Below are 23168 nucleotides of genomic sequence, written 5' to 3' on the forward strand. Positions count from 1 at the left end.
CAGCCCCTAACCTCCACTGGAAGGGCCGGGACTTGACCGACCACGACCTCGTTCTCGTCGTCGACTTCGGGGCGCAGTACGCCCAGCTCATCGCCCGCCGGGTGCGCGAGGCCAAGGTCTACTCGGAGATCGTGCCGCACACCATGTCCGCCGAGGACATGCTCGCCAAGAACCCGAAGGCGATCATCCTGTCCGGCGGACCGTCGTCGGTCTACGAGGACGGCGCACCTCAGCTCGACGGCAGCCTCGTCGATGGCCGGGTGCCGGTCTTCGGCATCTGCTACGGCTTCATGGCGATGGCCCAGGCGCTCGGCGGCAGCGTCGCGCACACCGGTCAGCGCGAGTACGGCCGCACGAACGTCGAGGTGCTCGAGCCCGGCACGCTGCTCAACGGCCTGCCCGAGACGCTGGTCTCCTGGATGTCCCACGGCGACGAGGTCACGGCCGCGCCGGAGGGTTTCACCGTCAACGCGCGCTCGCCGCGCGCGACCGTCGCCGCCTTTGAGCACGTCGAGCGCCAGCTGGCCGGCGTCCAGTGGCACCCCGAGGTGCTGCACTCCGAGCACGGCCAGGCGGTGCTCGAGCACTTCCTGCACACCATCGCCGGCTGCCGGCCGACCTGGACGAGCGTCAACATCGTCGAGGAGCAGGTCGAGCGCATCCGTGCAGAGGTCGGTGACGCGCGGGTCATCTCCGCGCTGTCCGGTGGCGTCGACTCCGCGGTCTCCACAGCGCTCGTGCAGCGCGCCGTCGGCGACCAGCTCACCGCGGTCTTCGTCGACCACGGCCTGCTCCGCCAGGGCGAGGCCGAGCAGGTCGAGAAGGACTACGTGCTGGCGACCGGTGTCGACCTCAAGGTCGTCGACGCCAAGGACCAGTTCCTCGGGTTCCTCGACGGGGTCACGGACCCGGAGGAGAAGCGCAAGATCATCGGGCGCGAGTTCATCCGCGTCTTCGAGGCCGCCGAGCGCGAGGTGCTCGCCACCCCGGGACCGCCGGTGAAGTACCTCGTCCAGGGCACCCTGTACCCCGACGTGGTGGAGTCCGGTGGCGGCGAGGGTGCTGCGAACATCAAGAGCCACCACAACGTCGGCGGACTTCCCGACGACCTCGAGTTCAGCTTGATCGAGCCGCTGCGCACCCTGTTCAAGGACGAGGTCCGCCAGGTCGGCCGTCAGCTCGGCATCCCCGAGGCCATCGTCGGACGGCACCCGTTCCCAGGCCCCGGCCTGGCGATCCGCATCGTCGGCGCGGTCTCGGCCGAGCGCCTCGAGATCCTGCGCGCAGCGGACGCGATCGTCCGCGAGGAGACCGCAGCCGCGGGCCTCGACCACGACATCTGGCAGTTCCCCGTCGTGCTGCTCGCCGACGTCCGCTCGGTGGGCGTCCAGGGTGACGGCCGGACCTACGGTCACCCGATCGTGCTGCGTCCGGTCTCCAGCGAGGACGCGATGACGGCGGACTGGAGCCGGCTCCCGTACGAGGTGCTCGAGCGGATCTCGACCCGGATCACCAACGAGGTGGACGAGGTCAACCGGGTGGTCCTGGACATCACGTCCAAGCCCCCGGGCACCATCGAGTGGGAGTGAGCCACCTCCACCGTTTCCTGTCAGGATCAATGGATGGCTGCTAGCTGGCAACGCGCGACGCTGACCGGTGCAGCGCTGATGCTCGCGGCCACGTTGGGGGCTTGCGGTGCTTCCGCCCACGAGACGAACACGACGTCCCGGGGGACCTATCCCGACTCTGCCGCCGCGGCGAAGTTCGCTGCTCGGGTGGCGAGGGCCTTCCAGACCGAGAGCGCGTCCACCAAGACGGCGTACCGGGATCTCGACTTCACCGACGTCATCCGAGCGCACTCAGGCGAGGTCGATGACGGCGATGGAACCTACGAGGACTACGCCCCTGGTCGTTCCTTGACGGTCGACGATCACGGGTGCACGGTGACGATCGAGTTCGAGCCGACCGGCGTCGGCACGGCTCCCCAGGTCGACGACCCCGTCTGCAACTAGTTCTCGCCAACAACAACGAGCGTTCGTCGTCGAATCGTTCGGGTGAGGTGAGCTCCGGCGGCCGGAGCCTCAGCCGGCGTAGGCCTCGAGAGCCTCACGCACGACGTCGCTCAGCCGCTTGCCCTCGGCGTCGGCCTGCGCCTGCAGCTTGCTGCGCACGTCGCCGGGCACGCGCGCCGAGACCTGGCAGGTCTGCACGCCCTCGCGCAGTGAAGGCCGTCCTCGGCCTCGCCGATCGTCGTGGTTCTGTTCCATCTGAGCACCCCCGTGCCGTTCATTTCCGAGAACGGCCATGGTGCCATTTCAGGGCGCGCCCGCGGTGGTCCGGTCTACACCGCTGCGCGCGGGTCGGGGCTGACTGCACCTTTGGCCCATCTCGTACCAACTGCGATCTTCCGCGCATTCTGGACTGCCCCGTTCGTGCCATGTCTGCCTGGCCGAACGGCTCGCTAACTTGCCAATCAGGCGAGTGCCCGCTCGGGGAGCTCTAGGCGTTTCCCGATGGTGCTCATGCACCCACCTCGGAGGCGCACCATGCGCAAGATCACCACACTCGTGGGCGCGTTCGCGCTCGCCGCAGCGATCGTCGCTTTGCCGGGCCGGTCCGCGTCCGCCGCTCCTCTTCCTGCCGCCGTGCCGGTCGCGGCGACCGCACCTGCGGTCGCTCCCATGCCGGTGGCCGCTGACCCGACGGGACCGCTCGCCACTGCCTTCGGCAACTCCCCGTTGAAGCTGCTGCAGTCGATCCTCTGCCCGGTGGTCCAGGGCGTCGCCGACGTGACGCACCCGGTTCCGGTCGTCGGCCCGATCGTCGACGCGCTGCCGGCCATCGTCTGCTCGATCAGCGTGCTCGGCTACGTCTACAAGACGACCTACTACCCGCCCTCCGGGCCGCCGATCGTCCGTTACACCAAGGCGCTCGCCACGGTGCCGACGCCGCTCGACGTCGACGGCGCCGGCCTGCTTCCCGACTTCTACGGCACCCTGACCGCGAACCTGCCGCCGAACGGACTCAACCTGCAGATCCAGCGCCAGCTGGGCTTCCCGGTCAACGCGCGCGTCTCGGTCGAGGCGATCGCACTGCTCCCGACCAGCGGGACGCCGACCTTCGTCGGCTTCGGTGAGGACGGCACCTCGGTGGGAACCGCGGGTCGCTGGGTCGCGAAGGCCAGCATCCTGGGCATCTCCGCCTCGACGCTGGACCTGGGTCTCGACCTCAACGTCACCAACCCGCCGTTCGCGCTGGCCACGATGGGGGAGATGTTCTCCGGCGACAACGCGGACGCTCCGACCACGACGTACCGCGGCAACGCGAAGTTCTCGCCGGTGCCCGCGTCGTTCAAGACCAGGCTCAAGCTGGCCGACGACCGACAGCAGATCTCGGTCAACACCACGCCGACGGCGCTCGACGCGAAGATGGACATCCTGACGCCGGGCAACCACGAGCAGAACATCACGGCCACCGTCGACGCGGTGCCCTCGACGATCGACGTGGTGCACACCTCCGGCCCGGCCGGCAGCAACTCCGTGACGTACGACGCCTCGGCGCCGATCGCCAAGGTGACCGGCACCTACCGCGACAAGCTCAACGGCAACATCAAGACCGCCGCGGCACTGGACGCCTGGGGCATCCCTGCCCACATCCGGTTCGACCAGGCCGACGAGAACACCTTCGTCGGCGCGACCCAGGGCGGGAAGTTCGACCGCATCCAGGCGCGCTTCGCCCAGGGCGGTGACGTCGGGGCGCTCGACCCGAGCACGTCGGCCTTCGCGAAGTTCCACCGGGTCAGCAACGCGGTCTTCGGCGGCAGTCTCCAGCTGAACGACCTGCAGTCGGTGCAGCTCGACCAGGCCGGGCCGATCACCGGTGAGGTCAAGTTCGCGACCGCTCCTGCGCTGATCCCGCTGACGTTCGACGACGACGTCTCCACGGTCCACCTCGACGGGTACCTGAAGGGTCTCCCCGCGGACACGACGGTCTCCATCGACTCCGATGCCGGCGAGATCGGCTTCGACGGCCACGGCACCGGGATCGACGAGATCCACCTGCACGGCACGAAGAGCACGCCGTTCTTCGCCAAGGCCACGCGTGTCGACGTGACGGTCAAGGACCTGCCCGCGGTGATGAACGTCGACTACGCCCAGGCCGACGGGGGCGTGACGTTCAACGCCTCCGGCAACGGCATCGGCTCGGTCGAGCTCCTCGCCAGTGACGGAGCGGGCGTGCCGTCAACGCCGGCGGGCGACTACGCGTCGTACGAGGACACCGGGTCGCTGTACCGGGCGTACGCGCGCATCCTCGGCATCAAGTCGGTCTCCTTCAAGGCCGACCCGATGAGCGGCAACCTGCAGACCAACTCGCCGCAGGTGCTGAACCTGTACGCGAACCTGGCGGATGCCACGCACAACCTGAAGGTCAACGGGACGATCGACAAGGTCCCGTCGAACATCGACTTCAGCCTCGACCAGGTCTCGGACGACACGACCGTCCTGGACTACGACGCGCACGGCCAGCACATCGACCACATCACGGTCGACGCGAGCGGGCTGTACAACGTGGCTGACGGGACAGCGCTGCCGCTGGGCATCGACACCCTGCACGCCCAGGTCGACGACATCCCGAGCCACATGCGGGCGGTGTTCTCGAGCCACAACGGAACGACCTTCTCGTTCGCACCGCGCGGTCAGAACGATCCGCCGAACAACCAGAAGATCGGGCGGATCCTGTTGCAGCTCTACCCGTCAGCCAGCGGCCCGCACAACAGCATCGCCGGGCACCAGACGGCGTACGGGAACCTGAACACCGGGCAGTTCACCGCTGACATCCACAACATCGGAGACACGTTCGTCCAGATCACCGATGCCAACAAGATCATCTCCTACTCCATCGCACCGGATCCGTTCGACTACACGTTCATCCAGGACGACGGGAAGTTCCTCCAGGGGACGATCTCGAACCCGACCCCGGCGACGATCAACCTCGACATGTCGAACAAGGTCAGCGTGCACTACCGGGCGACGACCAACACGCAGATCAACTCGATCACGTTGCAGACCAACCTGGCCGGCGGTTACATCGACGCGAACCTGCAGAACATCGCTCCGGACGTGACCGTCTGCTTCTCGGGCGACAACAAGGCCTGCAAGGCGAGCTTCGTCCCGAACACCTACTTCGGATTCCTGATGCCACCGGCGCTGCTCGACTTCTCGCTGGTCCCGACGGATCTGTCGGGCAATGCCTGGCCGACCCGCTTCCGGGTCGACGGCACGTACTGCTTCGACGAGTCCGACCCGGGCACCTGCCTGGACAGCTCGGCCAAGAAGTCGCGTCTGGTGATCTCGAACCTGCGGTTCGGCAAGGTCCAGGTGGGTGCCGGGTTCCGGTCGTTCGACTGCACGGCCTGCACCGCGGGTCGGGCCTACGCCTACTTCGACACCGACAACACCCTGATCAGCGGCAACGTGAAGTACTACCAGGACGACGCGGACGACCCGTTGATCGAGTACCACACCGATTCGGACAGCTCCGGTATCGAGGCGCAGGACAAGATCCTGTTCGTCGACTACTGCCTGCCGACGTGCATCGACTACGACGACCTCACGACGCACAGCACCGGCACGTTCAGCTGCATCGACAGCCCGCACCTGGACGTGGACATCCCGGTCTTCGACGACATCGATCTCCTCAGCGGAAGCTTCATCCACTTCTGCTGACCGGCACGGGAAGGACCGGACGCCCGCCAGGTTCTGGCGGGCGTCCGGCCTGTCGTCCCGCGTGCGAATCCTGAGCGAGTTCTGAAAGTCGCGCGCGGTCGGGTCGGTCCGGTGTAGAACGCGGGGAGGAACGACGACTCAGGAGGTCCCCGTGGTCCGAGCGCGCAGACGCCTCGGTGTACTCACCGTGCTCGCTGCTCTGACGGCGACGTTCGCGGCCGTACCCACCAGCCCCTCGGCCGCGGCGGGGTCGTGCACCGGCTTCCAGAACCGCACCGGAGTCACGAGCACGACGATCACCATCGCGAACGTCGCCGACCTCTCCGGGCCGGTCCCGAACCTGGGGCGCCCGGCGCTCGACGGGGTCAAGGCATTCGTCTCCTACTTCAACGCCTCCCAGTCGATCTGCGGCCGCAAGCTCCGGATCTACACCCTCGACTCCCAGACGGACGCCAAGGGCAACGGCACCGCGTACGCCGCGGCGTGCAAGCACGCATTCGCGGCGGTGGGCTCGTGGTCGCTCTTCGACAACGGCGGGTCCTGGACGACCCAGAACTGCGGGCTCCCCGACATCCGTTCGACCTCGGCGTCCACGGACCGCAACGACTGCCCCACCTGTTTCGGCGTCCAGGCGACCCAGGACGACGCGTTCCCGAACGCGATCCCTGACTTCTTCCTGGGCCACCAGCACGCGGCCTCGCAGGCGGTCGGTCTGGTGTACCTGAACGCGCAGGCCTACGCCGCGAAGGCAGCCACCATGTTCTCCGCGGAGCAGAAGCGCGGGATGAACTTCGTCTACTCGACCGGCATCGACGTGGCCGCCTTCGACTACGGCCCGTACGTGACCCAGCTCAAGAGCCATGGCGTCCAGCTCGTCCAGTTCGTCGGCCCGTACCAGCAGGCCGTGCGTCTGGCGCAGGCGATGAAGGATGCGTCGTACGCGCCGCTGTTCCAGACCGACCCACGGACCTACGGCATCAAGCCGTACGTCACTGATGGAGGCGCGGCCGTCGACGGCACCTACGTCCCGATCGACATCACCCCGTTCTCCGAGGCGGCGAGCAACACGGAGCTTCGTCGTTACATCACCTACCTCCGCAAGGTGCATCCCGGGGCGTCGCCGAGCATCGACGGGCTTTTCGCCTGGTCCGCGGCTCGGCTGTTCGTCGACCGGGCCCGAGCGCTGGGCGGTCGCCTCAGCCGCGCGAACCTGGTGACCGCGGTGCGCGGTGTGCACGCGTGGACCGACTCCGGTGCTCACGCGAGCCAGAACGTCGGCTCGAAGGTCGTCACCCCGTGCTGGCGGATGCTCCGGCTCGACGCCGGTACGTGGGTCGCGGTCGGCGGCACGGCGTACGTGTGCAACGGCCGGACTGTGGTGCCGACGCCCTAGTAGCGGTCCGCTGTTGGCTGGCCTGTGAACCGCGGGCACAGGATTCGTCGGTTTCTGCCTAGGGTCACAGTTCGATGAAGTCATACCTAGGAGGTGGCGTGGCCGTTCGCAAGGTGGCGGTGACACTGCCAGAAGAGCCGTACGAGCTGGTCGAACGTGCCCAGGCCGTTGAGCATCGAACGAGGTCGGAGGTCACTGGGGCAGGGGCGCCCCGCTCGGCTTCGGTCCAGGCCGGTCTCGAGGACGGATACGCAGCGGCCTGGGCGGAGTGGGAATCCTCGGGTGGCCGGGAGGTCTGGGAGTCGACCGCGGCGACGGTCTGACCAGTCGCCTCGAACCGGCCCGCAACACGAGTGAGGGCGACTCTTGACACGTGTCAAAAACCCCCGTTCGATACGTGCATGACCTTTGACGTGATCGTCCGCGACGGCCTGTGGTTCGACGGGACCGGCGCCGAGCCACAGCAGCGCAACCTCGGCATCAAGGACGGACGGGTCGCCACCGTCTCGGCTGAGGCGCTCGACGAGACCGGCTGCACCGAGGTCATCAACGCCGGCGGCAAGTGGGTGCTGCCCGGCATGGTCGACATCCACACCCACTACGACATCGAGGTGCTCGGCGGACCGTCGCTGGTCGAGTCGCTGCGCCACGGCGTGACCACGATCTTCCTCGGCTCGTGCTCGCTGTCGACCGTGCACGTCGACCCGGTCGACGCCGGAGACCTGTTCGGTCGGGTCGAGGCGATCCCGCGCCGCCACGTCATCGACGGCGTCACCCGGCACAAGACCTGGACCAATGCGTCCGAGTACGTCGAGGCGCTGGAGTCCCTGCCGCTCGGGCCGAACCTCGCGGCGTTCGTCGGTCACTCCGACATGCGCACCGCGACGATGGGGCTGGACCGCGCCACCCGCAAGGGCGTCCGGCCCACGCGCGAGGAGCAGGCCCGGATGGAGGCCTGGCTCACCGAGGCGCTGGACGCCGGCTTCATCGGGATGAGCTCGCAGCAGCTGCTCTTCGACAAGCTCGACGGCGACACCTGCCGTTCCCGCACGCTGCCCTCGACCTTCGCCAAGGCCCGCGAGCTGCGCCGGCTCAACGCGATCCTGCGCAAGCGCGACCGTGTTCTCCAGTCCGGCCCGAACATCAAGAACCCGCTCAACATCCTGAGCCAGTCACTGTCCTCGCTCGGCATCGGACGCAAGAAGCTGAAGACCAGTCTGCTGTCGGCCGCGGACATCAAGGCGCTGCCGTTCGTCATCAAGATCATGGGTCCGATCGCGACCGTCGTGAACAAGCTCGGCGGCAACTTCCGCTGGCAGCACCTGCCGGTGCCGTTCGAGGTGTACGCCGACGGCATCGACCTGGTCATCTTCGAGGAGTTCGGCTCCGGCGCCGCGGCGCTGCACCTGTCCGAGGAGTTCGCCCGCAACGAGCTGCTGCGCGACGAGGAGTACCGCCGCACGTTCCGCAAGGACTACGACTCCAAGTACGGCCCGCGCGTGTGGCACCGCGACTTCTTCGATGCCGAGATCGTCGAGTGCCCGGACGCCTCGGTGGTCGGCAAGTCCTTCGGGCAGGTCGGTCTCGACCGCGGTGGCCTGCACCCGGTCGACGCGTTCCTCGACCTGGTCCTCGAGCACGGCACCGCGCTGCGCTGGCGGACCACGATCTCCAACCACCGTCCCGAGTTCCTCAAGAAGCTCGCGAAGGACCCGGGCGTGCAGATCGGCTTCTCCGACGCCGGCGCGCACCTGCGCAACATGGCGTTCTACAACTGCGGCCTGCGGCTGCTCAAGCACGTGGTCGAGGCCGAGAAGGCCGGCGCCCCGTTCATGAGCGTCGAGCACGCGGTGCACCGGCTGACCGGCGAGCTCGCCGACTGGTACGGCCTGGACGCCGGCCACCTGCGCGAGGGCGACCGGGCCGACCTGGTCGTCATCGACCCGACCAAGCTGGACGCCAGCCTCGAGGAGTACGCCGAGAGCCCGGTGGAGCAGTTCGGGAACCTGTCCCGGATGGTCAACCGCAACGACGCGACCGTGCCGGTGGTGATCGTCGCCGGTCGTCCGGTCATTCGTGAGGGTGTCCCGACCGAGGTGCTGGGCGCCGAGCGCACCGGCCAGTTCCTGCGCTGCGAGGAGCCGGGCGTGGTGCCCGCGCCGCAGCCGGGCGCCGGCGCACTCGCCTCCTGACCTGGGGAAACGCGGTCTAGACGCGGGGTCGTCGCGGCCCGGTTTGTCCGGTCGCCCCGGTCTTCGCACTTCTACTGTGTGCTGATGGACCACCAGGGTCGGCACCGTGACTGGGCTCTGCTCAAGCAGAACGTCGCGTCCTTCGTGGTCGGTGTCCTCGGGATCCTGGTGTTCATCGCCACGGGCAGCAAGGTGCTGCTGGTCATCACGATGGTGATCCTGTTCTTCCTGCCACCGGTGTCGCGGTTCCGTGCATGGCGGAGGAACAGGAAGTGATCGCGTCCTACGTCGACCAGGAAGGCGAGGAGCGCGCGTTCGACGTCGCGTGCCTCGGCGACTTCAACGCGCTGGTCGACGAGGCGCGCTGCTCGGTGCTGCTCGAGCACGAGAACGGATCGAGCGTCGCCTTCAGCGGTGGGGAGTCGGTCGCGTTCCTCGTCTGGACCGATCCGCTCGGCTACGTCTACTCGTGGCAGGGGGAGCGCGAGCATGCGCTGGCCTGTGTGCAGACCTACCTGGAGACGGGCTGGCCGACGTCGGAGGCCGTGCGCTTCACCCACGACGGGAGCTCGCCGGACTAGCCATCCGTTGACGCCCCCGGAGGCCGTCACTAGCCTCCGCGCATGCGACGGATGGCGGCGGTGGCGGCAGGGATCCTGGTGGCGTTGGCACTGGCGGTGCCGGCGCGCGCGGACGGTCCGACGGCCCAACCGGTGGAGACCGTGCCGGCGACCGGAGCCGTGTTCTACCCGAGCCTGCTCGGGCTGCTGCCGCTGCTCGGCGGTCCGCACTTCTGCTCGGCGAGCGTGCTGCACTCGCCGTCGAAGAACCTCGTCGCGACCGCCGCGCACTGCGTGTTCGGCACCGGCGTCGGGATCGAGTTCGCGCCACTGCTGCACGACAACGTGCTGCCCGCCGGCACCTGGACGGTGCAGCGCATCTACATCGACCCCGAGTGGACCAAGTCCTTCGACCCGCGCCACGACATCGCGATCCTGCGGGTGGCGCCGCGAGCGGGCAAGCAGCTCGAGGACGTCGTACCGGGTCAGCCGCTCGGGACGCCGATCGCCGGTGCCCCGGTGACGGTGAGCGGGTACCCAATGGGCAGCCGTGGCCGGCCGGTGACCTGCACCGCTCCGCTGGCCCTGGTCGACGGGTACTCGAGCATCGGCTGCGCCGGCTTCGGGGACGGCACCAGTGGCGGACCCTGGGCGCAGGACGGACACCTGGTCGGTGTCATCGGAGGGCTGGAGCAGGGCGGCTGCGCGCCGGACGTCGAGTACAGCACTCCGTTCGGGGCGAGCGTGCAGGCGTTGTTCGCGCGGGCTGTAGCCGGCGGCGCCGGCGACGTGGTGCCGATCGGGTTCACCGCGAACGCCTGCTGATCCGCCGTGTGACGACGGCGACAACAAAAGCGATTGCGTTTGAAAATGACCGGTCGTATTGTTTCGGCATGCCTCGACCTCGACTCAGTGACGGAACGCGCCGGCGCCTGCTGGACGCGAGCGTCACCAACTTCCTCGAGCGGGGTTTCCACGGCACCGGGATCCAGCAGGTGCTGGACGAGGTCGGCGTGCCGAAGGGGTCCTTCTACAACTACTTCGCGAGCAAGGAGGACTGGGGCGTCGCGGTGATCGGCCACTACGCGGACACCTGCTCGCGCCAGCTGGTCGAGGCGCAGGACGGTGCGAAGACGCCGGTCGAGTCGCTGCGCCGGTTCTTCGAGCTGCAGATGCGCGACTTCGAGCGGACCGATTTCGTCGGCGGCTGCCTGCTGGCGAACCTCGCCGGCGAGCTCGACGGGAGCGAAGCGACCCGGCGTGCCCTGCGGGACGCGTTCGACGGGTGGCGCGACGGCATCCGCGACCTGATCGCGGCCGGCCAGACGCAGGGCCTCGTCCGCGACGACATGACGGCCCTCGAGCTCGCCGAGATGCTGCTGGAGTCGTGGGAGGGCGCCGTGATCCGGATGAAGATCGACAAGAGCCTGGCTCCGGTACGCCGCACCCTCGACCGCCTGCTGGACGGCTACTTCCGGCCCTAATTTTTTTTGAGTTCATTAGAAGACGACTGGTCGTCTTGATTGAGAGGAGAAAAAAGATGGCACGAACTGTGATCGTCACGGGGTCCTCGAGCGGGATCGGTCTCGACCTCGCCCGGGCGCTCGTCGAGCGCGGGGACAACGTGGTTCTGCACGGTCGCGACGAGGAGAAGCTCGCCAAGGCCGTGGTCCAGGTAGGCGGCGACCGGCAGGTCGTGGCCGTGGCCGGCGACGTGCGGCAGGCCAAGGTCGGCGAGTCCCTCGTGCGGGCCGCGGTCGACGCCTTCGGGCGCGTCGACGCACTGGTCAACAGCGCCGGCAGCTTCGGCGCGAAGCCGTTCGTCGACGTCGAGGAGTCGGACCTCGACGAGTTCCTCGGTGGCAACCTGAAGGGCACCTTCTTCACCACCCAGGCGGCCGTGCGGCAGATGATCGCCCAGGGCGGTGGCGGCAGCGTGGTGAACATCGGCACGGTGTTCGTCGACCACGCGCTGACCGGCTTCCCGTCCTCGGCCCCGTTGGTCAGCAAGGGTGCCGTGCACACGCTGACGACGGCCCTGGCCGCGGAGCTCGCCCCGCACCAGATCCGGGTCAACCTGATCGCGCCCGGCATCATCCGGACGCCGATGCACGACCCGAGCGCCGGGGAGACGATGGGCGCACTCCACCTGCTGAACCGGATCGGCGAGGTCGACGAGACCACGGCAGGCATCCTGTTCCTGCTCGACTCCAGCTTCACCACCGGCCACGTGCTGCGCGTCGACGGCGGCTACGTCGCAGGACGGAGCTGACCATGCCGTACGTGAACATCCGGGTCACCGACGAGGGCGTCACGCCGGAGCAGAAGGCGGCCTTGATCCGCGGCGTGACCGACCTGCTGGTCGACGTGCTCGACAAGAACCCGGCGACGACGCACGTCGTCATCGACGAGGTCCCCGTGGACAACTGGGGGGTCGCGGGCCTGACGTTCGAGGAGTACCTCAAGGCTCACTAGGGGCTGGCGCCGGGACCTGATGGCGGTCCCGGCGCCGGTCCGACCGGTTTGAGGATTCGTCCCGCAAGCGCCGCCCGCGCCCGGTAGCGTCGCGCCCGCGGGGGCATTCTGAGGGAGACCATGATGTCGCTGCATGCTGCACCCAGGCCGCGAACCCGCACCGCGAAGAAGTGGATGGCCGCACTCGCCGTCGCCGCCATCGCGATGTTCGCCACCAGCTCGGCCCAGGCCGACGGCGGTCTGCCGGACGGCTTCGTGCCGCTGGCCACGCCGTTCAAGCTGGCCACCAACCAGACCATGGCCGCCCACGCGGTCCTCGACAAGGTCGCCACCGGCGGCACCACCACGGTGCCGACGTACGCGTCCTCGGTGTACCTGACCATCTCGGTCAAGAGCGGCAAGGCCGCCGGCAACCTGCTGGTCTACCCGACCGGCAACCCCGACGGCGTCGTCGACCTGAGCTGGACAGCCGGGCAGACCGTCTCGGCCACCACGGTCGCGCAGGTCGGGCTGAAGAACTCGGTGCGGTTCGAGAACCAGAGCACCGGGTCCGTCATCGTCACCACCACCATCGCCGGGTACGCCGGCGGCGGAGCCCAGGGCCCGAAGGGTGACACCGGGCCGAAGGGCGACACCGGTGCTCCGGGTACGCCGGGAGCTCCGGGTACGCCGGGAGCTCCGGGTGCCAAGGGCGACACCGGGCCCAAGGGTGACACCGGGCCCGCAGGTGGCAGCGGCTTGTCGATGCGGCTGATCACCGACACGGCCACCACCAAGACCGTGGCCACGTACAACGGCTGGACCTTTGCGGCGGTGTGCAACCCGACCAACGGGACGACCAACACCGCGCTCGGCATCTACGTCACCCCGCCGAGCGGCGTGCTGTTCAACACCCGTGGCACCAACCCGTGGCTGGAGGACAGCGCGGGCGCGACTGGCACCCAGGCCCTCGGCCTCAACAACGCCAGCGGTACGACCTTGATCGCGGGGAACACGGTTACCGCCGGCCACCTGCGCAACCAGTGGAGCAGTCCCGCGATCGTGAGTGGCTCTGATGGCCTGACCTTCGCGCTGACGTACAACTTCACCATCTCGGCTCAGGCAACCGTGCTCCCGCACGCCTGCGACCTGGAAGGTGTGATCATTCCGGCCCAGTAGGGGACAAATCGATCGGCGACGCCGCCCCCGAGACGTAAACCTGCCGCGATCGGCGGGACCTCAGGTGTAGAAACGAAGGGTGACTCCGTTTCACCGCCTGACCCTCGTCTCGGGGGCGGCGGTGCTCGCCCTGACGGCGGCGGGATGCGGGGGGTCGGCGCTCGATCCGAAGACTGCCGTACGGGCCAACGCGGCCCTGCACGGGAACGCCCAGGGCACCACGAGCACGGTCTCGGCACCCGGGCCGGTGGTCTCCGCGCCGACGTCGACGCAGGGTCCGAAGAGCACGGTGCCGGGCGGGCTGCTCCCGGTCGCGGAGCACCCCGGACAGACCAAGACGAACGACCAGGGCTCGGGGCTGAACCCGAGTGCCCCTGCGTGCACCGCACTGGCCAAGCAGACGGGGATCACGGACACCACCGTCACGATCGCCAACGCCTCGGACATCACCGGCCCGGTGCCGGGCATCTTCAACTCCGCGCAGCAGGCCACCCGTGCCTTCGCGGCCTACTTCAACGCGCACTCCAGCCTGTGCGGACGCAAGCTCCAGGTGCTCGACCTCGACACCCGGACCGACGCCGGCGGTGACCAGCGCGCCTACGTCACTGCCTGCGACAAGGCCTTCGCCGCGGTCGGCTCGATGTCGGCGTTCGACTCCGGTGGGGCCGCGACCGCTGACCAGTGCGGGCTGCCCGACATCCGGTCGCAGTCGGTCTCCGACACCCGAAACGACTGTCGTACCTGCTTCGGCGCGCAGGCCACCGAGCTGCACGCCTTCCAGAACGCGATCCCGGACTTCCTGGTCTCCCGGCACGGTGCCGCAGCGAAGAAGTCGGCGATCATCTACGTCCGCGAAGCCGCGGCCGTCGAGACGGCGAAGTACACCAAGCTCGCCGAGGAGAAGCGCGGCATGAAGTTCGTCTACGACACGACCTTCGACGTCGCCGAGTTCAACTACGCGCCGTACGTGCAGGCGATGAAGGACAAGGGCGTGCGCCTGGTCCAGTTCATCGGCTCCTCCGACCAGGCCGTGCGGATGGCCCAGGCGATGCAGACCTACCAGTTCAAGCCCGACGTCTTCGTCCAGGACGCCACGGCCTACAACCAGAGCTTCCTGAAGACCGGCGGTAGTGCTGTCGAGGGCGCGTACATCTACGTGAACTTCCTGCCGTTCGAGGCGGCCGGCGGGAACCAGGAGATGAAGCTGTACCGGGCCTGGCTGCAGCAGGTCGCGCCGGGTGCGGTGCCGTCGTACTTCGGCCTCTACGCCTGGTCAGCGGCGCGCTTGTTCACCGAGCAGGCCCAAGCGCTGGGCAGCAACCTCACCCGCGCGAACCTGGTACGCCGCATCCGCGCGGTCAGCCTGTGGACCGACCACGGCCTGCACGCACCGCAGCCGGTCGGGCCCAAGAAGAACTCGAGCTGCTGGCGGTTCCTGCGCGCGCACGACGGCCGCTGGGTGACGATCGGCAACGACTACATCTGCCACGGCTCGACGGTGATCCGGTAGCGGCATTCTCAGACCTGCGCGCCCCCGGGGTAGATCGTCGGTGGCTCCTCGGGAGGACGGGGACCGGATACGTACGCCTCGTACGCCGCGACGCCACACGTCAGCGCCAGCCCTACGAGAATGATCGTCGCGATCACCTGGCCGGTGGGGTGATGGTCGCACGAGGTCGCGCTGAACAGCGATCCGCAGCCTCCGTCGTAGCCAGCGACGACCAGCGCGATGAGAGCGAAACCGACGGCAAAAACGACCAGCACCCGAGCGATGATCCGTTCCATGCCGCGAGTGTGTCAGAGCGGGCGGCTCGGGGCGCGCGGTCAGCCGAGAACGTCGGCCTCGATCTTCATGCCCGCTGCGCGCAGCCGCTTCGCCAGCGCGTCGCCCATCGCGCTCGCCGGGGTCAGCACTCCGTAGCGCTCCGGCAGGTCCTCGCGGTCCAGCGCGAGCGCCAGCGCGGACTCGCCGAACATCATCGCGGTGGCCTTGTAGCCGGGGTCGCCGGAGGCCGCGGTGATCGAGCGGTAGCGCTTGCCGGTCGTGGTCCTCGTGAAGGCCTGCAGCTCGAAGAAGCCCTTGTTGCGCGACTCCTCGCTCGGGCCCTCGCCGGGCTTGGGCAGGATCCGGTCCAGGACCCGCCGCGTGGGCTTGAACGCCAGTCCGGTGAAGAGTGCGCCGACCGCTGCCGAGACACCAGCGGCCGCGACCCGACCGACCAGCTTGTTCTTGCCCAGCGCCATCGCCTCGCCGTACCGGAAGTCCTTGCCGTAGGCACCGTCGAGCAGGAAGTTCGAGCGCCGCACGATCCGGGTGTTGTAGCTGGCCATGAAGAACGGGCCGAGGGTTCCCTTCAGGGACGGGTCCACGGTCTCGGCGCTGATGATCGGCATGTCGCTGGGCTCCGAGCTCCGGTGCGCCTGCGGCATGTCGCCGGGACCGGAGGAGAGCGCTTGCGGGTTCATCAGCACCTTGCGGGCCTCGGGGTCGCGAGCGAGTCCGGTGATCACCCGCATCGAGTCGACGGTGCCGCCAGACGCGCCGCCCCGCATCTTGGTGACCACGTTGGTGGTCGCGGTGAGCTCGCCCGCGCCGTCGTCGGTGATCTTGCGGTACAGGGTCCAGACGCCGATGTCGGAGGGGATCGAGTCGAAGCCGCAGCTCGGAACGATCCGGGCGCCGGTGACGCGCGCGACCTCGTCGACCTTGTCGATCGCGTAGCGCACGAACGGGACCTCGCCGGTCAGGTCGATGTAGTCGGTGCCGGCCGAGGCAGCCGCGCCGACCAGGGCCTCGCCGTACTTCAGGTAGGGGCCGACCGTGGTCGCGATCACCCGAGTGCGGGCGACCATCGCGTCCAGGGAGCTGGGAGAGTCGGCGTCCGCGACGATCAGCGGCCAGCGCTCGGCCGCGGCGGGAAGACGCTTGCGGAGCTCGGAGAGCTTGGACTCGCTGCGGCCGGCGAGCGCGATCCGGGTCCCGAGCGGGGCGTTCTGGGCCAGGTACTCCGCGGTCAGCTCGCCGACGAAGCCGGTGGCTCCGAAGACGATGACGTCGAATTCACGGGACTGATCGGACATCTGCACTCCTGGGGTGGTGCTGAAGGATGTTCGATCCTGGCACAACGGCTCCGGCAGGGACATCCGCCAGTGGGACTACCCGGCGGCGGTGGTGTTCAGGGGAGGTTCAGGCGCTCGGTAGCATGCTGCAAGCAGATTCCTCCAGCAGCTGCCAGGCACCCGTCTTAGCAAAGGGCCCTCGACGACCCATGAGCCTCCTCTCCCAGGCGAAGTCCGCCGTGATGAAGCGCGTCATCGCGCGCACCGGCGGCCTCGACCTCACCAAGCTGGAAAAGATCCCGAACCGGCTCGCGTGGCCGCTGCTGCGCGACGGCGTGGACCCGAACCCGCGCGTGACCGCGGCCCGGGCCAAGGACCCGGTCACCCGGCTCACCTCGATCATGGGCCTCGAGGTCTGGATGATCACCGGGTACGACGAGGCCCGCGAGGTGCTCGGCAACGTCAACCACTCCACCGACATCCGCCCCTACATGGGCGCCAGCGGTGACGTGGAGAAGGGCGATATCGGCGGGCTCGGGTTCACCGACCCGCCCGAGCACACCCGGCAGCGCAAGCTCCTCCAGGGCGAGTTCACGATGCGCCGGCTGGCGCGGTTGAAGCCGAAGATCGAGGAGATCATCGAGGCCCAGCTCGACGAGACCGAGGCGGCGGCCGCGGCCAACGGCGGCGTCGTCGACCTGGCTCAGACCTTCGCATTCCCGGTGCCGTTCCAGGTGATCTGCGACCTGCTCGGCCTGCCCGCCGAGAAGCGGGAGACCTTCCGAACCCTGGCCAGCGCGCGCTTCGACATCACCGAGGGCGGTGCCGGCGCGGTCGGTGCCATCGGCGGATCACGCGAGTTCCTGCTTGCCGAGACCGCGCGCCAGCGCCACGACCCAGGCCCCGGCCTGATCGGCCAGATCGTCCGCGAGCACGGCGACGAGATCAACGACTTCGACCTCGGCGGCCTCGCCGACGGCGCGTTCACCGGCGGCCTGGAGACCAGCGCCTCGATGCTCGCGCTCGGCACCCTGGTGCTGCTCCAGCACCCGGGTCTGTGGAAGTCGCTGGCCGAGGACCCCGACAGCGTCGAGGACATCGTCGAGGAGCTGCTGCGCCACCTCTCGGTCGTGCAGATCGCCTTCCCGCGGTTCGTGAAGGAGGACGTCGTCGTCGGCGGCCACCGGATCAAGAAGGGCTCGGTCATGCTGACCCACCTGCCCGCCGCTAGCCGCGACCCGCGCTCGACGCCGGGTGAGGAGCTCTGCCCGATGAAGGAGTCCTCGAACCACGTCGCCTTCGGCCACGGTCTGCACCGCTGCGTCGGTGCCGAGCTCGCACGCATGGAGCTGCGGGCCGCCTACCCGGCTCTCGCCAAGCGCTTCCCGAACATGGCGCTGGCCGTCGACCCGAAGCAGCTGCAGTTCCACGCCAAGTCGATCGTCTACGGCATTGAGGCTTTGCCGGTCACGCTTGGGTGAGCGCGCAAGCTGAGTTTGCTGCGTTACTGCCGGTCTCCGTCGCGGCACTGCTGGGCAACTGGCTGTCGGTCTTTCAAACGACTGCGTTGGAAGTTCGCCGGTGTCAGATGGAGCAGGGCGCGGCGTAAGGACTCAGCCAGGTCTACGTCGTCAACGACAACAAGCCATCTTGGCGCACCGGGCGTCCAGGATCCGGCCGGTCGTTGAGGAGAATGTCATGGCGACGGATCTGAGGTCGACGGCTACCGTGCGAAGGCCGCCCGCTGGGTGGCGTGCGCGTTGGCACTAACTCGTACTGCGGGGGCATTCGCGATAGCCGCGGGTCCGGCGATCGGCGATAGCGAAGGCTGTGACCTGCCGAATTCCCATCTTGAGGTGTCGGACCTGCCACAAGGGGAGTCGGTCATCGAGTGTGATGCTGTAGGTCGCGTTCTGTACGACGAAAACGGGAACGGGCTAACCATTCCAGAGCCGGGCGTGACGGTCGGGATGGCTCGAACGACCGAGTATCCGACCGCCGACGACGACTTCCAGGTCAGCGTCCTGAGCGACGGAACGATCACCTATCCGGAAGCCATCGAGCCGAGGCCCACGGGCTCAGACTCCTCGAACATCCTCGCGGGCAGCGAAGGACCTACGGGCACCGATCGTGGTTGCTCCCAAAAGAGCGCTGCGTGGTACACATCCAAACAGGGTGACCCGTACGAGTGGTGGGTCGGGGACGGCGCTCAACCCGGCGCTCTGACCCAGGCTCAGGCACACTCCGCTTTTGCAGACATCATGGACAACATCACCGGCAGCACCAATAGCTGCGGACTCTCGGATCAGGTCAGCGCCGCGCAGACCTACATGGGATACACGACGACCGAAGCGGACATCAACAGTTCTGGGGAATGCACAGCTCGAGACGGCACGAGTACGTGGGACGCAGGAAATCTCGACTCTGGCACCGTTGCCGAGACCTGCTGGTGGGCGTCCGGTGGGGACATGAAGGAAGCGGACGTTCGCTTCAACACCACAGATTACGACTTCACGACGAGTCCCTCGAGTTCGACCAAGTGCGGAAAATATGACATCGAGTCCGTAGGTACCCACGAAGCCGGACACGCGTTCGGCCTGGCACACGCGACCGGACCCGATGCTTCGTACACCAACTGGCTCACCATGCACCCAGTCACCTATGAATGCCGGACCTTCGCTCGCAGCCTTGGCTACGGTGATGTCATGGGGCTGAGGGCTCTCTACTAGGAAACGACCGTGAGAACTCGATCAGGCATTTCACCTCTTGTCGCATTTGTCGTCGTCAGCACCTTCTGCCTTTCCGCTTGCGGCGAGACGAACTCCGGGAGCGACGGACATCGCGAGGCTTCCTGCGCCCAGCGGGTGAAGTTCGACAGCCAAGTATTCGTCGCGCAAGCGGCGGGTCTGGTGAAGAAGGGCCGGGCGATTGGGCGCGCAGTGTCCCTCGGTTGCAGTGATGGAGGACGGACTGCCGGACCGGTCATGGATGCATTTGTAGCGACTGGGCTGGATCCCAATCTGGGGCTGCTGGTCGATGACCCGAGCGCCGGGCTCACGTTGTACGTACGTGAAGAGTCATCCCCGGCTGACGCTCAGACAATCTCGGACTTCATTTCCAAGGTTTCAAATTAGGCGGGCACCTCGGGTGATCGTCCTCAGCGAGCGCCGTTTGCCACCTCACGGCTCCCGGAGAGCAAATCCCACGACGCTCGTGTAGCAAAGCGCCCGATCAGGCCGGGAGAAGGTCGGTCGCGTCGATCGCGAGGACCAGCGCCCCCACCATCGAGGCGCGGTCGCCGAGCTCGGCGACTAGCACCGGTGTCGTCGACGTACCGGCGAGCACGTGTCGGCGCAGCCCTAGGCGAGCGGACTCCAGAAGCAGTTCGCCGGCGTGCGACATGTCGCCACCGACGAGGATGACGCCCGGGTCGAGCAGGTTGGTGACGGTGGCCAGGCCCCAGCCCAGGTGCAGGCCGGCGTCCTCGAAGACGCGCAGCGCCGAGACGTTTCCCTGCTTGGCGGCCTCGATGATCTCGTCCACCCCGGCCTCGGGCATCTGGTCGTGCATCATCGTCAGGGCGGTGCCGCTGGCGGCGTACGCCTCGAGGCAGCCGCGGCTGCCGCACCGGCACAGCGGGCCCTGGTCGTTCAGGGTCAGGTGGCCGATCTCGCCGGAGGTTCCGGCGGTGCCACGGAAGAGCTGGTTGTCGAGGATCAGGCCGGCGCCGACACCGGAGGAGACCTTCACGAACACGACGTTGGCGTGGCCGCGTCCGTGGCCGTGGCGGTGCTCGGCGAGTGCACCGAGGTTGGCGTCGTTCTCGATGAGCACGTCGACGCCGAACACCCGGGAGGCCTCGTCCCGTGCGTTCACCCCGACCCAACCCGGCTCGATGGCCGAGCTCATCACGACGCCGTCGGAGAGCGGGGCGGGCAGGCCCATCCCGATGTTGCGGAGCTCGGAACGCTCGGCCCCGGCAGCGGCGAGCAACGTGTCGAGCATGTCGCTCGCGGCCTGCAGACCCTCGGCGTACGGGTGACCGGGCTCGAGGGTGCGTCGGTCCTCGCCGAGTACCTCGCCGGACATGTCGCCGAGTGCGACCGCGACGTGGTTGTGGCCGAAGTCGACGCCCGCGACCAGGCCTGCGCCCCGGGCCAGCCGGACCGTCGTACCGCGTCGCCCGGAGCCCGCGACGGTGCTCACCACGCCAGCGGCAGCGAGCTCGCGAACGATGGTCGACACGGTGCCGGCGGCCAGTCCGGTCTCCCGCGTGATGTCTGCCTGGGTCGCCGGTTGGGTACCCCTGTCGAGGAGTACCGCGAGGACCCGTCGCTGGTTCGCGATCCGCAGGGCTGCGGCTGAACCGGGGGCGGTTCGCGCGGCGTCGCCTGCGTCGGAAGACATGGATGAACTGTGCGACAAGGAATGCGTAATCGTCAAGAGATACGTGCTAGCAGCGTGTTTGCAGGAAATTTGGACAACTTGCGTTCAAGTCTTGACGACTACCCTGTGACGCAGCACACTCAGAGAAGCCGTACCGGGCTCCCGGCGCCTGCCAAGCCCCCACCCTCCAGGAGGAACCCCCGTGACACCACTCATCCGTCGCGTCGCCATCACCGGCGCCGCAGCCGTCATCGCGGTCAGCGCCCTTGCTGGGTGCGGCAGCAGCTCTGACGACAACAAGAAGGACAACGGTGGCAGCAGCTCCGGCGTCCAGGTCGGCGTGATCCTGCCGGACACGACCTCCTCGACCCGGTACGAGCTCTACGACAAGCCGCTGCTCCAGAAGGCATTCGACGACGCCGGCATCAAGGCCGACATCCAGAACGCCCAGGGCGACAAGAACAAGTTCGCCAGCCTCGCGCAGAGCATGATCGGTGAGGGCGTGAAGGTCCTGATCATCGACTCGATCGACGCCGCGTCCGGCGCCGGTGTCGAGAAGACTGCCAACGACGCAGGTGTGAAGGTCATCGACTACGACCGGGTGAACCTGGGCGGCACCGCGCCGTACTACGTCTCCTTCGACAACGAGAAGGTCGGCGAGCTGCAGGCGCAGACGATGGTCGACCAGCTCAACGCCGCGGGCGTCAAGAACCCGAACATCATCATGATGGACGGCGGCACCGACGTGGACAACAACGCGGTCCTGTTCAAGAAGGGCGCGCACACCGTGCTCGACCCGCTGCAGGCGGCCGGCAAGCTGAAGATCACCCAGGAGGCCGTGGTCAAGGGCTGGAAGGTCGAGAACGCGGCTCCTGCCTTCCAGCAGGCGCTCACCGCAGCCGGTGGCAAGGTCGACGGCGTCGTCGCCGCGAACGACGACATCGCCGGTGCTGTCGACGGCGTGCTGAAGGACAAGGGTCTGTCCGGCAAGGTCGTGATCACCGGTCAGGACGCCGGCATCGCGGGTCTGCAGCGGATCCTCCAGGGCACCCAGGGCATGACCGTCTTCAAGGACGTCAAGCAGGAGGCCGACGCGGCCGCCAAGCTGGCCATCGCGCTGATCAAGGGTGACGACCCGGCTTCCGCCGGCCTGACCCTGGTGAAGTTCGACGACCCGCAGTCGGCCTCGCACAACCTGCAGGCGCTGCTGCTGGCCCCGACGGTCATCACCAAGGACAACGTCCAGGACGTGATCGACGCCGGTGCGCTGAAGGCAGCGGACATCTGCAAGGGCATCGAGTCCGTCTGCACCAAGGCAGGGCTTTCCTGATCCCTGTCCCACGCGTGATCATGGCCGGGCAGCATGCTGCCCGGCCATGATCACGGACAGAGCCACTCACCAGCCCGTTCTCGGGCACGTCAGGAGCGCAGATGACCGACCCGATCCTCGAGGTCCGCAAGCTGAACAAGAGCTTCGGCCCCGTCCACGTCCTCCGCGACGTCGACTTCAACGTCTATCCGGGTCAGGTCACCGCACTGGTGGGGGACAACGGCGCCGGCAAGTCCACGCTGGTCAAGTGCATCGCCGGTATCAACGGGATCGACACCGGTGAGGTGCTCTTCGAGGGCAATCCGGTCCAGCTGACCGACCCGCGCATCGCCACCGGCCTCGGCATCGAGTTCGTCTACCAGGACCTCGCACTGGCCGACAACCTCGACATCACCCAGAACATGTTCCTCGGCCGGGAGATCCGCAGCTTCGGCTCGTTCCTCTCCGACGGCGAGATGGAGAAGCAGGCCCGGCAAACGCTGGAGAGCCTCTCGGTCAAGACGGTCTCCTCGGTACGCCAGTCGGTGGCCAACCTCTCCGGTGGCCAGCGCCAGACCGTCGCGATCGCCAAGGCCGTGCTGTGGAACTCCAAGGTGGTCTTCCTCGACGAGCCGACCGCCGCGCTCGGAGTGGCCCAGACGCGCCAGGTCCTCGACCTCGTACGCCGGCTGGCCGACCAGGGCCGCGGGGTCGTGCTCATCTCGCACAACATGAACGACGTCATGGAGGTCGCCGACCGCGTGGTCGCCCTCTACCTCGGCCGCGTCGCCGCCGAGGTCATGACCAAGGACTCCAGCACGACCCAGATCGTCGAGCTGATCACTGCCGGCCGCAGCGGGGACGTCGGGCTCGCCGCCGCCACCGCGAACGAGAGCATCTAGGGGGCCG

At 68.0% G+C, this 23168-nt stretch carries 22 protein-coding genes; 18 read left to right on the forward strand and 4 right to left on the reverse strand.

What is annotated here, in order from left to right:
- Positions 1-32 precede the first annotated feature (32 nt).
- Both guaA and EFL95_RS04420 read left to right on the forward strand, forming a co-directional pair.
- Positions 33-1589, forward strand: a complete 1557-nt coding sequence (guaA, locus tag EFL95_RS04415) for a glutamine-hydrolyzing GMP synthase (RefSeq protein WP_123232853.1) — start codon at positions 33-35, stop codon at positions 1587-1589.
- A gap of 33 nt (positions 1590-1622) precedes the next feature.
- On the forward strand, positions 1623-2012 hold the full coding sequence (locus EFL95_RS04420; RefSeq protein WP_123232854.1) for a hypothetical protein: 390 nt from the start codon (positions 1623-1625) through the stop codon (positions 2010-2012).
- Between the two features lie 69 nt (positions 2013-2081).
- Here EFL95_RS04420 and EFL95_RS19985 read toward each other — a convergent pair whose 3' ends face one another.
- Positions 2082-2210, reverse strand: a complete 129-nt coding sequence (locus EFL95_RS19985; RefSeq protein ID WP_281272192.1) for a hypothetical protein — start codon at positions 2208-2210, stop codon at positions 2082-2084.
- Positions 2211-2546: 336 nt separating this feature from the next.
- Between EFL95_RS19985 and EFL95_RS19365 the strand changes: the two genes are divergently transcribed.
- The 11 genes from EFL95_RS19365 (at position 2547) to EFL95_RS04480 (ending at position 15014) form a co-directional block, all read left to right on the forward strand.
- The gene (locus tag EFL95_RS19365; protein ID WP_183407022.1) at positions 2547-5726 is read left to right on the forward strand and encodes a hypothetical protein; all 3180 of its coding nucleotides are present in this window, start codon (positions 2547-2549) and stop codon (positions 5724-5726) included.
- A 151-nt stretch (positions 5727-5877) separates the two neighbouring features.
- Complete coding sequence (locus EFL95_RS04430) at positions 5878-7119, forward strand: ABC transporter substrate-binding protein (protein ID WP_123232855.1); 1242 nt, start codon at positions 5878-5880, stop codon at positions 7117-7119.
- 401 nt (positions 7120-7520) lie between these two features.
- The gene (locus EFL95_RS04440; RefSeq protein WP_123232857.1) at positions 7521-9311 is read left to right on the forward strand and encodes an N-acyl-D-amino-acid deacylase family protein; all 1791 of its coding nucleotides are present in this window, start codon (positions 7521-7523) and stop codon (positions 9309-9311) included.
- An 84-nt stretch (positions 9312-9395) separates the two neighbouring features.
- On the forward strand, positions 9396-9587 hold the full coding sequence (locus tag EFL95_RS04445; RefSeq protein WP_123232858.1) for a hypothetical protein: 192 nt from the start codon (positions 9396-9398) through the stop codon (positions 9585-9587).
- Entirely contained in the window at positions 9566-9892 is a 327-nt protein-coding gene (locus EFL95_RS04450; RefSeq protein ID WP_148044969.1) for a hypothetical protein, read from the forward strand. The genes EFL95_RS04445 and EFL95_RS04450 overlap by 22 nt, the downstream gene beginning before the upstream one ends.
- Before the next feature lie 42 nt (positions 9893-9934).
- Entirely contained in the window at positions 9935-10696 is a 762-nt protein-coding gene (locus tag EFL95_RS04455) for a trypsin-like serine peptidase (RefSeq protein WP_123232860.1), read from the forward strand.
- A gap of 68 nt (positions 10697-10764) precedes the next feature.
- Positions 10765-11355, forward strand: coding sequence for a TetR/AcrR family transcriptional regulator (locus tag EFL95_RS04460; protein ID WP_123232861.1), 591 nt, complete (start codon positions 10765-10767; stop codon positions 11353-11355).
- A 56-nt stretch (positions 11356-11411) separates the two neighbouring features.
- The gene (locus EFL95_RS04465) at positions 11412-12143 is read left to right on the forward strand and encodes an SDR family NAD(P)-dependent oxidoreductase (protein WP_123232862.1); all 732 of its coding nucleotides are present in this window, start codon (positions 11412-11414) and stop codon (positions 12141-12143) included.
- Positions 12144-12145: 2 nt separating this feature from the next.
- Complete coding sequence (locus EFL95_RS04470; RefSeq protein ID WP_123232863.1) at positions 12146-12346, forward strand: tautomerase family protein; 201 nt, start codon at positions 12146-12148, stop codon at positions 12344-12346.
- Positions 12347-12520: 174 nt separating this feature from the next.
- On the forward strand, positions 12521-13504 hold the full coding sequence (locus EFL95_RS04475) for a collagen-like triple helix repeat-containing protein (RefSeq protein WP_123232864.1): 984 nt from the start codon (positions 12521-12523) through the stop codon (positions 13502-13504).
- Between the two features lie 79 nt (positions 13505-13583).
- Positions 13584-15014 carry an ABC transporter substrate-binding protein gene (locus EFL95_RS04480; RefSeq protein ID WP_123232865.1) on the forward strand — a complete coding sequence of 477 codons (1431 nt, stop codon included), beginning with the start codon at positions 13584-13586 and terminating at the stop codon, positions 15012-15014.
- Between the two features lie 8 nt (positions 15015-15022).
- Here EFL95_RS04480 and EFL95_RS04485 read toward each other — a convergent pair whose 3' ends face one another.
- Positions 15023-15289, reverse strand: coding sequence for a hypothetical protein (locus EFL95_RS04485; protein WP_123232866.1), 267 nt, complete (start codon positions 15287-15289; stop codon positions 15023-15025).
- A 39-nt stretch (positions 15290-15328) separates the two neighbouring features.
- Positions 15329-16585, reverse strand: a complete 1257-nt coding sequence (locus tag EFL95_RS04490; protein ID WP_123232867.1) for a saccharopine dehydrogenase family protein — start codon at positions 16583-16585, stop codon at positions 15329-15331.
- Between the two features lie 188 nt (positions 16586-16773).
- Between EFL95_RS04490 and EFL95_RS04495 the strand changes: the two genes are divergently transcribed.
- The 3 genes from EFL95_RS04495 to EFL95_RS20140 all read left to right on the forward strand — a co-directional run bounded on the left by EFL95_RS04495 (position 16774) and on the right by EFL95_RS20140 (position 19698).
- Positions 16774-18045: a cytochrome P450 gene (locus EFL95_RS04495; RefSeq protein WP_123232868.1), complete on the forward strand. Its 1272-nt coding sequence runs from the start codon at positions 16774-16776 to the stop codon at positions 18043-18045.
- 375 nt (positions 18046-18420) lie between these two features.
- Positions 18421-19293, forward strand: coding sequence for a matrixin family metalloprotease (locus EFL95_RS04500; RefSeq protein ID WP_221176320.1), 873 nt, complete (start codon positions 18421-18423; stop codon positions 19291-19293).
- Positions 19294-19302: 9 nt separating this feature from the next.
- Positions 19303-19698 carry a DUF6281 family protein gene (locus EFL95_RS20140; RefSeq protein WP_221176321.1) on the forward strand — a complete coding sequence of 132 codons (396 nt, stop codon included), beginning with the start codon at positions 19303-19305 and terminating at the stop codon, positions 19696-19698.
- A 97-nt stretch (positions 19699-19795) separates the two neighbouring features.
- Here EFL95_RS20140 and EFL95_RS04505 read toward each other — a convergent pair whose 3' ends face one another.
- Entirely contained in the window at positions 19796-20971 is a 1176-nt protein-coding gene (locus EFL95_RS04505) for an ROK family transcriptional regulator (protein ID WP_123232869.1), read from the reverse strand.
- Positions 20972-21152: 181 nt separating this feature from the next.
- Here EFL95_RS04505 and EFL95_RS04510 point away from each other — a divergent pair, with 181 nt between their 5' ends.
- On the forward strand, positions 21153-22280 hold the full coding sequence (locus tag EFL95_RS04510) for a substrate-binding domain-containing protein (protein ID WP_221176322.1): 1128 nt from the start codon (positions 21153-21155) through the stop codon (positions 22278-22280).
- Between the two features lie 101 nt (positions 22281-22381).
- Positions 22382-23161 (forward strand): ATP-binding cassette domain-containing protein, encoded by a 780-nt coding sequence (locus EFL95_RS04515; protein WP_123232870.1) that lies wholly within the window; start codon positions 22382-22384, stop codon positions 23159-23161.
- Positions 23162-23168: the final 7 nt, after the last annotated feature.

This window comes from Nocardioides marmorisolisilvae, assembly GCF_003725775.1.
GTDB classification, from domain to species: Bacteria; Actinomycetota; Actinomycetes; order Propionibacteriales; family Nocardioidaceae; genus Marmoricola; species Marmoricola marmorisolisilvae.